The organism is Tatumella sp. JGM91, assembly GCF_018257575.1.
In the GTDB taxonomy this organism is placed as follows: Bacteria; Pseudomonadota; Gammaproteobacteria; order Enterobacterales; family Enterobacteriaceae; genus Tatumella; species Tatumella punctata.
Genome location: NZ_JAERJP010000006.1, coordinates 51,593 through 65,240 on the forward strand (window position 1 = coordinate 51,593; position 13,648 = coordinate 65,240).

General features: G+C 48.0%; 13 protein-coding genes. 5 read left to right on the forward strand and 8 right to left on the reverse strand.

From position 1 onward, the window contains the following. Positions 1–80: 80 nt before the first annotated feature. Complete coding sequence (gene soxR / locus JK198_RS05800) at positions 81–605, reverse strand: redox-sensitive transcriptional activator SoxR (RefSeq protein WP_212710274.1); 525 nt, start codon at positions 603–605, stop codon at positions 81–83. 102 nt (positions 606–707) lie between these two features. Between soxR and soxS the strand changes: the two genes are divergently transcribed. Both soxS and JK198_RS05810 read left to right on the forward strand, forming a co-directional pair. After that, positions 708–1,100 carry a superoxide response transcriptional regulator SoxS gene (gene soxS, locus JK198_RS05805; RefSeq protein ID WP_212707484.1) on the forward strand — a complete coding sequence of 131 codons (393 nt, stop codon included), beginning with the start codon at positions 708–710 and terminating at the stop codon, positions 1,098–1,100. A 210-nt stretch (positions 1,101–1,310) separates the two neighbouring features. After that, entirely contained in the window at positions 1,311–1,592 is a 282-nt protein-coding gene (locus tag JK198_RS05810) for a YjcB family protein (RefSeq protein ID WP_212707485.1), read from the forward strand. Positions 1,593–1,792: 200 nt separating this feature from the next. Here the strand turns inward: JK198_RS05810 and JK198_RS05815 are convergent, their stop codons facing one another. After that, the gene (locus JK198_RS05815; protein WP_212707486.1) at positions 1,793–4,168 is read right to left on the reverse strand and encodes a glucose/quinate/shikimate family membrane-bound PQQ-dependent dehydrogenase; all 2,376 of its coding nucleotides are present in this window, start codon (positions 4,166–4,168) and stop codon (positions 1,793–1,795) included. 734 nt (positions 4,169–4,902) lie between these two features. On the opposite strand from JK198_RS05815, the gene JK198_RS05820 reads away from it, so the two are divergent. Then, a complete protein-coding gene (locus tag JK198_RS05820; protein ID WP_212707487.1) occupies positions 4,903–5,541 on the forward strand; it encodes a LysE family transporter in 639 nt (212 codons plus the stop codon). 114 nt (positions 5,542–5,655) lie between these two features. Here the strand turns inward: JK198_RS05820 and JK198_RS05825 are convergent, their stop codons facing one another. The 6 genes from JK198_RS05825 to JK198_RS05850 all read right to left on the reverse strand — a co-directional run bounded on the left by JK198_RS05825 (position 5,656) and on the right by JK198_RS05850 (position 12,076). Beyond that, a complete protein-coding gene (locus tag JK198_RS05825) occupies positions 5,656–7,053 on the reverse strand; it encodes a cytosine permease (RefSeq protein WP_212710275.1) in 1,398 nt (465 codons plus the stop codon). A 167-nt stretch (positions 7,054–7,220) separates the two neighbouring features. Beyond that, a complete protein-coding gene (locus JK198_RS05830; protein WP_249213044.1) occupies positions 7,221–8,690 on the reverse strand; it encodes an aldehyde dehydrogenase in 1,470 nt (489 codons plus the stop codon). A gap of 8 nt (positions 8,691–8,698) precedes the next feature. Next, positions 8,699–9,736 carry an LLM class flavin-dependent oxidoreductase gene (locus tag JK198_RS05835; RefSeq protein WP_212710276.1) on the reverse strand — a complete coding sequence of 346 codons (1,038 nt, stop codon included), beginning with the start codon at positions 9,734–9,736 and terminating at the stop codon, positions 8,699–8,701. Continuing rightward, entirely contained in the window at positions 9,733–10,671 is a 939-nt protein-coding gene (locus tag JK198_RS05840) for a flavin reductase family protein (RefSeq protein WP_212707490.1), read from the reverse strand. The genes JK198_RS05835 and JK198_RS05840 overlap by 4 nt, the downstream gene beginning before the upstream one ends. Positions 10,672–10,674: 3 nt before the next feature. Next, positions 10,675–11,502, reverse strand: coding sequence for an alpha/beta hydrolase (locus JK198_RS05845; RefSeq protein WP_212707491.1), 828 nt, complete (start codon positions 11,500–11,502; stop codon positions 10,675–10,677). After that, positions 11,474–12,076 (reverse strand): amino acid synthesis family protein, encoded by a 603-nt coding sequence (locus JK198_RS05850; RefSeq protein ID WP_212707492.1) that lies wholly within the window; start codon positions 12,074–12,076, stop codon positions 11,474–11,476. Before JK198_RS05850 ends, JK198_RS05845 begins: the two co-directional genes overlap by 29 nt. A gap of 498 nt (positions 12,077–12,574) precedes the next feature. Between JK198_RS05850 and JK198_RS05855 the strand changes: the two genes are divergently transcribed. Both JK198_RS05855 and JK198_RS05860 read left to right on the forward strand, forming a co-directional pair. Further along, entirely contained in the window at positions 12,575–13,255 is a 681-nt protein-coding gene (locus tag JK198_RS05855; protein WP_212707493.1) for a GntR family transcriptional regulator, read from the forward strand. Then, positions 13,255–13,539: a DUF1330 domain-containing protein gene (locus JK198_RS05860; protein ID WP_212710277.1), complete on the forward strand. Its 285-nt coding sequence runs from the start codon at positions 13,255–13,257 to the stop codon at positions 13,537–13,539. The genes JK198_RS05855 and JK198_RS05860 overlap by 1 nt, the downstream gene beginning before the upstream one ends. The last annotated feature ends 109 nt before the right edge of the window (positions 13,540–13,648 follow it).

The window sequence follows — 13,648 nt, forward strand, 5'->3', positions numbered from 1 at the left end:
ACCTGATAGTGTAAAACAAAATAAGACAATTAAACGCATCCCGGTGTGCGAAATATCCTCTGCCCGCAGGGTTTACAGATTTATCCTTGTTCCGCGAGACTTTTTCCGCCTGATTCAGGCTGCGGATCCCCGCGACTGTCTGCCGGCGTGTTTCTCTCTAATAATACTGCCCCCTGCCCGCTGGCCGCTAACTGGTCGCCCGGGTTACGTAACGGACAGTCACGCATCGACAGACAGCCGCAGCCGATACATCCGTTCAGATCATCACGCAGGTGAGTCAGAGTCTCAATCCGTTTATCCAGCTCTTCGCGCCAGTGACGGGTCAGGGTTTCCCATTCCCCGACAGACATACGTTTATTTACCGGCATCTGCGCAAGATTTTCACTGACTGTTGCCAGCGGGATACCAATCCGCTGAGCCACTTTAATAATCGCTACCCTGCGTAATACATCACGGCTATACCGGCGCTGATTCCCGCTATTACGGGTACTGGCAATCAGCCCTTTGCTTTCATAAAAATGCAGGGCTGAAACCGCCACCCCGCTGCGGCGCGCAACTTCCCCTGGCGTCAGTACCGGCTTCGGATAGTTTCTCTCTTTTTTCATATTCGGCCTTTACCTCAAGTTAACTTGAGGAATTATACTCCATCCCGACATAAATACCGAACCACTCCCCCGGTGACCAGCCTTACCGTAAAGGACAGAACTATGATGCAAGAAGAAATCATTCATTCGTTAACCCAGTGGATTAACCAAAATCTCGGGAAACATTTATCGATCGATGAGGTCGCTGCTAAATCGGGATATTCGAAATGGCACCTGCAACGTATGTTCCGCGCAGTGACACAGCAAACCCTTGGCGACTATATTCGTGAGCGTCGTCTGGAGATGGCCGCTGTTGCCCTGTGTAAAACCCGGCGTCCGGTATTTGATATCGCCTTACAGTATGGTTATGAGTCACAGCAAACTTTTTCACGGGTGTTCCGTCGCCAGTTCGACCAGACACCGACCGCTTATCGCCAGACGATGCGCTGCAATGAATTCCATACGGACAGCCGCACCGCCACCGGCCATCATGCGACCGCTTCCGGTATGATGTAACGATAATGCTGCCAGGCTGGCGGCATTACCTGTACTCTGCCGCTTCCCCCCTCTTTTCAGCGCTTATTTTTTGTTCTCCCCCGCAGATTAACCGTCTATAATGTGACCCGCATCACAAATTCAGGCTGTCCGGCCTGCTGATCCCCCGCGGTCAGGAGACCCGTCGGCAGAGATCACCGCACTTTATTTCAGCGCCGGTCACAGGTAAAAATGGCTACATTAACTGCAAATTTTCTTATTATGCGCTGGGGATTACTCAGTGCACTGGCGATGTTTCTCGCCAGTAGCGCCACGATCAAATGCCGGCGGCATCACCTTACTCTGTTCAGTGTTCTCTGTGCCGGCTTCGGGGTGATCATGTCCTGCTGGTTCGTGACCGGTCTGATGGGTATTCCTTTCAGCGCTGAACAATGGCACGGGTTTGTCAGCAACGCTCAGGATATTCTGACTCAGGTGATCAAAAATACCCCGTCTTCCTGGCCTGATGAATAGGGTTAGTTCAGGAAGGGCATTCTGAAAATGGCTGGCTGCCTGCCGGAGGCCCTTACCGCAGACCGGCAGTCACAGACATCGGCAGGGGTGCCAGAGTCTGGCGAAAACCGAAAAAAATCCCCGCCGGCAATACTGCCGGCGGGGATTTTTTATCAGGGATGTATACAGGGTATAGCACGCTATACCCTGAACAATCACCGTTAAGGTAATTTATAAGCGACGATGTAGTCGCCCATTTTAGTTCCGAACGAACCATGTCCGCCGGCAACAATCACCAGATACTGCTTACCGTCAACTTCATAGGTCATAGGTGTTGCCTGACCACCTGCCGGCAGACGAGCCTGCCACAGCAGTTTACCGTCACGTACGCTGTAAGCACGGATGTAGTCATCCAGGGTTGCAGCGATAAAGAACACGTTACCGGCCGTTGTGATTGGTGCACCCAGCATCGGAGTACCGACGGTGATTGGTGGTAAAGGAATCGGACCGCCGCTGTCGCGGATAGTACCAATACGTTTTTTCCACACAATCTGGTTAGTTTTCAGGTTAACCGCAGACACAAAGCCCCATGAAGGTTCCATACATGGCAGACCAAACGGTGACAGGAACGGATTCAGTTCAACACCATAAGGAACACCATACATGTGCTGCAGGCCTGCTTCGCCACCTGAACCACCGCCACCATTTTTAGGCGGTTCCATCGGGTTGTTCGGACCACGAGGGATCAGTTTTGAAACAAACGGCAGTTGCATCGGGTTAGCAATAGCGAAGTCGCTGCCACCGTTAACTGAAATACCACCCCACTCGAACATACCCAGGTTACCAGGGAATACCAGAGTCCCCTGCTCTGATGGCGGAGTGAAAGTACCGTCATACTTCAGACGATGGAACATGATACGGCAGATCATCTGATCAAACATCGTACCGCCCCACATCTTACTGCCGGTCAGTTTTGCCTGAGGACGGAAAGTAAGTTCAGAGAATGGCTGGGTCGGAGACACATGGTCACCTTTAGCCGCGCCCTGTGGTACCGGAAGTTCCGGTGCCGGTACAACCAGTTTGCCGGTTTCACGGTTCAGGACAAAAATGTTACCTACTTTAGTCGGTACATAAATGATCGGCTGAACCTTACCGTCTTTATCAGTAATGTCTGCCAGCGTTGGCTGAGCCGGAATATCCATATCCCACAGATCGTGATGGACAGTCTGGTAGAACCACACTTCTTTACCGGTCGTCGCATTCAGCGCCAGAATACCACTGGCGTAACGCTCCTGCTCCGGAGTACGGTCACCGCCCCAGATATCAGGGGTAGTTACACCCATCGGCAGGTAGACCATATCCAGTTTGGCATCATAAGCGGCTGGCGCCCATGAGTTAGGAGAGTTGGCGCTGTAGTGCTGACCATCTGCCGGAATGGCGTTTGGATCTTTAGCACCCGGATCGAATGCCCACAGCAGTTTACCGTTATTCACATCGTAGCCACGGATAACGCCTGACGGCTCGCGGGTAGAGTAGTTATCGGTAACTGCACCGGCAATCACAATCACTTTATCAGTGATGATTGGCGGGGAAGTTGGCTCATAGCCACCCGGGAAGGCATTCGGCTGCTGATGTTGCAGATCCAGCTCACCGTTATTAGCAAATTCCTTACACAGCTGGCCATTTTCCGCGTCGACTGCAAACAGACGACCATCATTGACTGGCAGGTAAATACGGCGTGAACAGGCAGCAGGAGATGCCGGAGCATTCTGCGGGTTCACAGCAGCATTGAAGTCGTGATAAGAAACACCACGGCAAGTCATATGCTGGAAGGTCGGGTCGTATTTGATTTTTGGATCAAAACGCCATTTTTCTTTACCCGTCGCCGCATCAATCGCCACCAGAATCTGGTGTGCAGTACAGGTGTACAGCAGATTACCTACTTTCAGCGGTGTCGCTTCGTTAGTAATCTCGCCCGGGTCATCAGCACGTTTTACATCGCCTGACTGGTAGGTCCACGCCACTTGCAGATTTTTAACATTATCTTCATTAATCTGGCTAAGAGGAGAGTAACGGTCACCTGCCTGAGTACCACCATAAGCGGTCCAGTCGGCACCGGCATTCGCCTGAGATGGCGCAGCTGGTGCTGCAACATTCAGCGTACCGTTAATTTCCTGTGGATCTTTACCGAAGAACGCACCAACGACCATTGCCAGGTTGATTACAATTGCAATCACCATCAGCGCCGTCGCTTTTTTGTTTGGTGCGGCCAGCTGGCGATAAACGAATGGCAGAATCATCCAGATACCAAACAGTACCCAGATATCCAGACGTGGCGCCAGAGCCCAGAAATCAAGGCCGGATTCACAATAGGCCCAGACAGCAGTGCCTAACAGGATGAGAGTGTAAAGATAAAAAGCACAGCTTCTTTTCTTTAACAACATAACAGTGAACACCGCCATAGCGATGCCGCTGATCAGATAGTAGGACGTTCCGCCCAGCGTCAGTAACCAGCCACCGCCGATTAGTAACCACAAGGTGCAGAATACCGATATTACTAGTGTTATGAGGCGAAAACCTCGGGATTCCCGTGACATTCAATTAACCTTCAAGTCAACAACTGTATATATAAGTAAAAGAGTCGACTATAAGGTTAGACCTTTTTAATTGGTTTTAATAATGTTTTTTGTGATCCTGACACATTGACAATAACATTTTTTCATAGTCCTGATGACAGGTCGCCAACAAAACTGTTCATTTATCCGTACAAATTCCTGAAAAAAATCTACACATTAGCGGCACGATTCAGATTTTTCCGGAGACAGGCCATATAGCTGAATAGAAAAAATAATGTATTTAAAAGAATAAATAAGAATAAAGAAATGGCAGATAATCTGCCGTATCTCAGCTACTCTGGAGAGTGGTAACGGTTACACTAATATCCTGTTTAAGACGGTACCGCTAAACATCCGGCAGCCGGACACCCTCAGAGTAAAATCGCCCCTGCCTCTCCCCCTGACGCCCTGTCCTGACAGCCGCTCTGCGATGACTCCCCGGCCGCTTTTTCTGCGCCAGTCCACTGATAGTAAAGATAACTTATTATTTTATCAGAAGATAATGCTTATACCCGTGCTCAGCGGCAGATCTTATCGGGAAAACACCGGGCAGGCAGTTTTACGCTTGCTCCTTTGCCGGGAGCTGCGGATACTGGCCAAAGGATACCCTCCGGTACAGATGGCAATCTGCAATCTCAGAACCCCGCAGGTTCCGTATTAACCTTCAGTACCGGACAACGGCTATCCCATAACGACAATAATCAGGGGTTGATTCAATGCTTCAGTTTTCTAACGGTTTTCTGCTGAGCCTTTCACTGTGCCTCGACATTGGTATCGCGAATATTGCGATGCTCACTCTGGCAATGCAGCGCGGTTACTTTTACGGTTTCTGGCTGGGTATAGGCAGCTGTATTGGTGATTTAGCCTATGCGTTACTGGCCATGACAGGTCTGGCTGTCTTACTGAAGTTTGAAGCGGTGCGCTGGGTACTCTGGGTGGGCGGAGGAACAATATTAGTCTGGTTTGCGATAAAGATGCTGCGGGCAGCATTACAACAAACGACAGCGCTGAAGGTCAGTGAAGCCATCGCCTCCGGATCATTACCCCGTGAATTTTGCCGCGGCATTCTGCTTGCCATCTCTTCACCGTCCGCGATTTTGTGGTTTGTCACCGTTGGCGGGGCTCTGATTTCACGGCTGGGTCAGCACAGCATTGCGGCATCCGGCCTGTTCCTCGGCGGATTTTTTACCGCCGGGGTACTCTGGACCTGCACACTCTGCCTGGCAGGCAGTGTCGGCGGGAAATTACTCGGCAACCGCTTACTGACATTTTCCTATCTGGCATCCGCAGTCATTTTCAGCTATTTCGCAATAACGGTTATCATCTCTGGCTACAGGGAATTTATTACCGGTTAAAAAAAGAGATCCCGCCAGATCAGCGGAACCTGCCACAGGTATGATTTCTGTGGCAGGTAAAAGACAGCTTACCGCGCTGGATGATGTCAGAAAGTCATAACTCTCTTACAACCTTCAGGTTATTTTCTGAAAAACTTTACTGTAGCTATGTCGGGTCCTGCGGGCAAATACCGGGTAGATGACTGATGTAATAACAAGGCTGATAACCCATGATAAGTCAATGCCGGGAATAATATTGGCATAAGGCCCCTGAAAGAAGGCATTTTCAACAAAAGGTATTTGTACAAGGATACCAATAAAATAAACAAACATTGTTTTTAGATTCAGTAATCCATAACATCCTCCGTCCGGACTAAAAATAGCACTGACATTATACCTTTGTTTATTAATAACATAAAAATCAAGAAGATTAATCACTATCCATGGTGTCAGGACAGAGATTAATGCCAGAATAAGATTAATAAAGAAAGCAACGAAATGTTTTGATGTTTCAAGTGCAACGATAATACTCATCGATAACACAACAACTGAAACAATTAACCGGGTAATAACTCCGGGAGAGCGCTGTGGGAAAAAAGTATGAGCTGCGGTAATCAGAGATAAGACCGCTCCGTATAAGTTCATCGAGTTATGACAGATAATATTAATTAAAAACAGTATCATTAATACCGGTCCCAGCCATCCGGTGGCATGGCGTACTGATACCATTGCATCACTGTCTGGTGCGATATTCACTGCAATCATTCCGAAGACAAAAGCCAGTATCGTTCCGCCACATGCGCCGAGATAAGTCGCCCAGAAAGGCCTGGCGATCCCTGTGCTGGCAGGTAAATAGCGTGAGTAATCCGACGTATAAGGTGAGAAACTGATTTGCCATACTGCCCCGATACAAAAGGTCCCGAACCAGCCCGCAAGACTGAAACCACCCCGCAGCCAGAAATTCTCAGGCAGCGGATGTGACAGCATAAGCACCAGACCGGTTATCATGGCCGCCCCCATTACCCATGCTCCGAATTTGTTAATCCGGTGTATAAACCGGTAACCGATAATACCAATGATCGTGGCCAGCATTGCTCCGAGAATGGTTGAGCTCCTGACATTGATATCAGGAATAACATTATTGATTAACTTTCCGGAAAGTGAAATATTTGAAATAAAGAAACCAAGATAAATAACAGTAGTGAAACTGATCACCAGCAATGAACCATAACGACCAAACTGGGCCCGGCTTTGTACCATCTGTGGTATCCCGACTTTCGGGCCCTGAGCCGATGTCAGCCCGAGAAAAATACCACCAAAAAGGTGGCCAGTAATAATTGCAGTCAGTGCAGAAATAACATCAAGATGAAAAGATTCTGTCGCAATAGCGCCACTGACAACTGCTAATGGCGCGATATTAGTACAAAACCATAATGTAAATAAACTGTGAGATTTACCATGCCTTTCTGATTCTGGAACAAAGTCTACCGATTTATCTTCTATTATTCTTTTCTGAGTGGTTTTTTTATTCACATCACCCTCCGGAATTAATGATATTTAATTTTTAAAATAGAAAGACCTTCCTTTAAAAAGTACAAATCCGTTCCGACAAGCATAAGCCTGACGTAATTAATTCATTGATATAAAGCAGAATTATCTGTATGGGGAATTAATTTTCATTTCCCCCATATCATTAACCCCTAACGCATAATAAAGGGGTCATCAATAGGCTCATCACTGGTCCGTAGCCATACCGTTTTCGTGGTCGTGTACTCCAGAGCAGCATCAATTCCCCCTTCACGACCAAAACCAGATTTCCCAAACCCGCCAAAAGGCGCTAACGGAGATACAACACGGTATGTGTTCACCCATACCACACCACTGCGAACTTTTCGGGTCACCCGATGGGCAAGCGTCAGATTACGGGTAAAAATTCCCGCCGCCAGACCATATTCGCTACTGTTTGCCAGTCGGATAGCATCGGCCTCGTTACTGAACGTTAATACAGATAATACAGGTCCGAATAACTCTTGTGAGACAGAGTCGGCGTCAGGACACTGACTGCAATCAAGGATTGTCGGAGGATAGTAAAATCCTTTTTTTCCGACAGGCTGATTCCCGAGGATAAGTTTTGCTCCCCGGGCAATACTGCGGGTCACTACCTGTTCAATTATTTCCTTTTGAGCGGCAGTACACAGCGGGCCAAACTGAGTTTCAGGATCCTGAGGACATCCGATAATGATCCCCTGTGCTTTAGTGACCAGCAGATGAAGAAACTGTTCTTTTACAGTTTCCTGTACCAGTAATCGTGATCCCGCGACACAACTCTGTCCGCTTGCTGAAAAGATCGCAGCGATCTGTGCATTAGCAGCACTTTCCAGATCGGCATCAGCAAATACAATAAAGGGTGATTTTCCCCCCAGTTCCAGTGAAGTGCTGGCGAGGTTTATGGCACTGTTACGGATAATATGCCGGGCCGTTTCGGCTCCGCCGGTAAATGCAATATGATCAATCAGCGGGTGAGAAGTCAGACAGGAACCACATTCTTCAGCAAATCCCGTAATAATATTAATAACTCCGGGGGGAAATCCGGCTTCATCAATCAGCCCGGCAAACGCCAACAGAGGTGTCGGGGCAACTTCTGCCGCTTTAACCACCAGGGTACATCCTGCCGCAATCGCCGGACCAATTTTTACCGCAGACAAAAATAACTGGCTGTTCCAGGGAATAATCGCGGCCACAACCCCCAGTGGTTCGCGCTTTATCCAGGTCTCCATATCAGCCTTATCAATGCTCAGACTACTGCCGTCCATTTTATCCGCCAGACCGGCATAAAAACGATAATACTCTGCCACATAAGCAATCTGCGCCCGGGTTTCGCGAATAATTTTCCCGGTGTCCAGGGTTTCCAGCCGTGCGAGTTTCATCGCATCACGTTCAATCAAGTCCGCCAGCCGTAATAACAACCGCCCACGTGCCCCTGCTGTCAGAGTACGCCAGCTGTCGGATTCAAAAGCCCGGACGGCAGCATTAACAGCATTATCCGTCTCCTCTTTACGGGCTTCAGCAATACAAGCCCAGGGCTCTGCAGTGGCCGGATTCAGAGAAGTAAATGTCGTATTACCGGGAACAAACTGACCATCAATATAAAGTTTGAACGATTCCATCATATCTCCGTTTAACGAAACTCAGGGGCAACATGGCGGATAAAACGTTCCAGGCAGGCTTTCTTACGCTCAAACGTCATACCATTATCCAGCCACAGGGCATATTCGTCATAACCCAGCGCTTCATATTTTTTCAGTCTGGCAATCACTTCATCTGCACAGCCGATAGCCAGATTTTTGCGCATAGCATCAACACTGTAATAATTGCTGGCGGCAATTTCCTCTTCACTCAGCGCCTGAATAAGTCCTTGCCGCACCGGGCGCTGATTTTTAAACCAGGCACCAAAATAGTTATAGAAACGATGAATTTCGGTAGCCGCCTGCCAGGCATCCTCTTCATCACCGGCCACATAACCGTGTTGAAGCAACATAATTTTAAGCGGTTTTTCCGGTAAATATTCACGGCATGCGCCATGAAAACAGCCGATCAGGCGTTCTATTTCCTCATCGCCCTGATGCAACGGAGTACACTGGACATTACAGCCATTTTTCACTGCAAAATCATGGCTATTAGGATCCCGGGCCGCGACCCAAATCGGAGGGTGAGGTGTTTGTACCGGTTTTGGTGAGGATGTCGTGGCCGGGAAATTCCAGTATTCCCCCTGATGTGTATAATCGCCCTCCCACAGGGCTTTGATTGCAGGCACTAATTCACGCATCCGCTGCCCTGCCTGCCAGGCATCCATCCCTGGCATTAACCTTTCATATTCGTAAGCATATGCACCACGGGCGATACCAAGGTCGAGACGACCACCGGTGATAAGATCGGTCATTGCGGCTTCACCGGCCAGACGGATAGGATGTGTAAAGGGAGCAATAATTGTCCCCGTCCCCAGGCGGACGTTTCGGGTGCGGTGTGCAATATCGACCAGATTGATAAAAGGATTCGGGGCAATGGTGAAATTCATTCCATGATGTTCACCGGTCCAGATAGCATGTAATCCGCCCTGGTCAGCTATTTCACATAACTGCATCATCTCTTCATATAACCGCTGCTGGTCATCTTCCGCAGAAATTCGTTCCATATGCAAAAACAGAGACAGTTTCATACAACCTCCCGATGGACAGAGTTAGCTAACGGATGGACAGTGCCGCGGGTATCATCACCGTAATACAGGTTATAGTTGCCACTGCGGTATTCTGTGACGAACCTCGTCAGCAACGGTTTCAGTGCTGCATCCGCGAAAGACAGTCCGGTAAGCTGCTGTAGATCAACCCATTCTCCGCCCTGTACCGCCGACAACGCCGCTGTCGTCGGCAGATTACACAAAAAGACGACATGTCGTTGTTTATGCTGCCGGTTCTGCCAGAGGGAATAAATAAAACCGGGGCTTGCTTCGGTAGTCAGTTCGCTGACGATGATCCCCGGGCATTCACTGGCACTGCTTTTCTTAATCTGACGAACCGGCAGCCTGTAGCCCTGCTGTGTTTTCACGACCAGTACTTTTCCTTCTGCTTCAATCAACGTACTGACAATATCCTGCGCGTCGATCAGGGATTCTGCGTTCTGGTAAGGGGTAAAATAGCCCCCGCGGTAATACCCCAGACCCGGCTGAGCATTGGCAGCAAACTGTTTCACTTCACCAATTAAGATCGCATGATCACCCGCATCAACAACCTGATGCATCGCACACTCAAACCAGGCAGCGCTGCCACCCAGTAGCGGTGTCCCTGCAGTACCTGTATGCCAGGCAACCCGCGAAAAGCGATCAGACATTTTTCTGGCAAAAATATCGGACACGTCTTTCTGTTGCTCAGCCAGAATATTAATCGCGAAGTATGATGACTGAACAAAATTGTCAAAGTTGGCCGACCGTTTATCAATGCTGACCAGCAGTAAAGGCGGATCAAGTGATACGGATGAAAATGAGTTAGCCGTAAAACCCTGTGGCTGATCCAGAGGGTCAAAGGTCGTCACAACCGTCACTCCGGTCATAAATGCACCAAAAGCATCTCTTAATTGTTTACGTTTTTCGTCGTCCATCACTTACTCCTTAACTGGCTCTGGCGGGCTGACAATGGCAGTGTCGGGGCTAAGAAACGCCAGGATCTCCTGGTTAACACGTACCCCATCGGTCAGGTTCAGCATATGCCGGGCATTTTCGACGATAACTGCTTTACCAGAACGGGCAGCATCGGCCATCGCGGCTGTCATCTGTGGATTTGAATTGCTATCTTTTTCACCGGTCATCACCAGTACCGGACAGTCCATTTCATTCCAGCGGTCAGAATACACACGATCGCCGGTGGCAAATGCCTGATAGGCCCGAGCGTAACCATGGCGATCAACTTGCTGTAGCCAGGTGCCGACTCTGTTACGCAGCGGACTGTCAGCAGCAGAATCATCGAACCAGCGTTCAAGAGGAGCATCAAGCCTGACATCTCCCTGAGCAAGCTCCTTCGCACGTTGCAAAACGGCCTTGCGGGCTGCCTCATCCCGCTTGTACACGCCGCTGATTACCACGGCATGACTCACCAGCTGAGGGTAATCAATGGCTATACCTGCGGTAATAAGAGCTCCCATCGAGTGACCGGCAATAGCAAAACGTTGTTCCTTACGGGCTTGCAGGAATGATGCCAGCCATTCCACATAATCTTTTAATGTCGCCGGGTGGCTGAAACCGGTACTCTGACCATGTCCCGGCATATCGACAGCAATAACCCTGAAATAACGGCTGAGTTGTTCGGTTTGTAAAAACCAGGTATCGGCATTCATGCCTACTCCATGGATAAGCACTAAAGGCGGCCCGTCACCTTCTTCCAGATAGCTAACCCGGGCGCCAGAGTCAGACAGCTGCTGGATTTTTCTGGTCATGGCCTAACTCTTTCAGGTCGAGGTAACGGTTACCGATGCGATGATGTGGTCGTCCGCCGAGCGCTGCACCAAGAGCAACCACAATTTCATTACTGAAAGGGGCATCATTAATCGCGAACTGCATGGTGAGATAGTGTTCACGGGTGCCTTCATCACTGGTCCCCATCATCGGGATCAGAATCGGAGAATTCGCCGGACCACGGGTGTTATTAAACGCCAGGTATGTTTTCCCCTTAACCGCCGAACGGTAATGGTTCCCGAAATGTAAGGTATGGATCAGGGCCGAAGCATGTTCCAGTTCACCCGCCAGTCCGGTCACGGCACATTTTCCATAGGCGACAACCTTCTCCCCCCCGCCGGCTTCCCGAATAATTAAACCGGTAAGTAACTCGCCCAGTACGGGTGCCAGCTCACGGATTGCCGGTGAAAGGTCGTCCACATAGCCCTTATCAGCCCAGGGGTTAGTCACTACGGCTGCCGCCGCAATCATCACTAGCGGGGAAGTGGCTGCTTTACCACCATCGGAGTAGACAGTTTCGGTAGTCACTATGGTTTTACGGATCTCTGGATGCATAACAAACGCCCTCTAATGTTAATTAATTGTTAATAGCAAGTGCAGTTAATCGATATAACATTGGAATTTATGGTATGTCAAAATTTGGTATACCATCATATGGCATTCTTATGCGCTGCCGATGTGGCTGATAAAACTAAAGAATAAATACTTATAATTCATTACATTAGAATAAAAACCTTTCCCATCGTTATCCGAATAGGGCGCCGGTTCTGTATTGTGATTTAATTCACAATACAGTCAGAAAAATTAAAGAGATTATTTTTAACTTATTGATTATTAATATCTAAATTAATTCAATAGACATATAAACCCTGAAGATGGATAAATTGTGAGCTGCATCATTTTCCCTGCTGAACAACTCACCCGTCAGACGGGATATACATATATGAAAAACAGGACAGGATTGATTTCATGTAAAGAATAGTGCTAATAGTAAAAGATAACGGAGAACATTTTCTCTGCCGAAAAATAGAAATATTCAATACTGAGAAAACCATGGCTGATATTCACTCTCTGAAGATAGAAAATACACCGGTCACTTTACGGGAACTCGCCCTTGAAAAAATAAGGGAGGCAATTATTTCCGGATATTTTAAAGCAGGTGATCGTTTAGTGGAGCGCAGTCTGTGTGACGAATTAGGCGTTAGCCGTACTGTCGTTCGTGAAGTTATCCGTTATCTTGAAGCCGAAGGTTTAATAGAAAATATACCTAAAAAAGGGCCGATTGTTGCCGTATTAAGCTGGGAAATAGCCAGCCAAATCTATGATATTCGCCAATTACTGGAAACTGAAGCCGCTAAGGACTGTGCAGAAATAGCCACCGCTACCGATAAAAAGCAGTTATATAAACAACTGATGCAAATCGCTAAGGCGGGGCAGGCCCGGAACGAAACTGAACAAATTTCGGCATCTATGAGCTTTTACGAAAGTATTTTTTCTATTGCAAATCATACTATTGCATGGGAAGTCGTTCAGAGGCTCAACAGTCGTATCAGCCGTCTCAGGGCGCTGACACTGGCGTGCCCTGCACGTAAGAAAACAGGTTTTGAACATATGTCGCGGATTTATCAGGCCATTGAAGATAATAATCCGCGACAGGCAAAAGAAGCTGTAAAAAAACATCTGACTGAGGCTGCCAGCCTGGCCAGGTCTGTTCTTGAAAACGGAGATAAATAATGTCTGCTTATTGGGTAGCTCACGTAAATATTCACAACCACCAGCAATACCAGAAGTATATTGAACTCGCTCCGGAAGCATTAAAAAAATATCGAGGGAGGTTTATTGCACGCGGGGAAAAAGCAACAACACTGGAGGGAGAGACATTTATAAAGCATGTAATAATAGAATTCCCTGATTATAAATCAGCACTTGAATGCTATAACTCCATAGAATACCAGCAAGCAAAAAAAGAAAGAATTGAAGTAGCAAATGCTATGATAACAATTATTTACGGACTATAAATGACAGCTTAAAAAAACCATAAACAACACGTTTATGGTTTTTACTCCCATAAATAAAACATATATTAAGTCTCTGTAATTCATCATTAAAACCAGATGATTAAATATG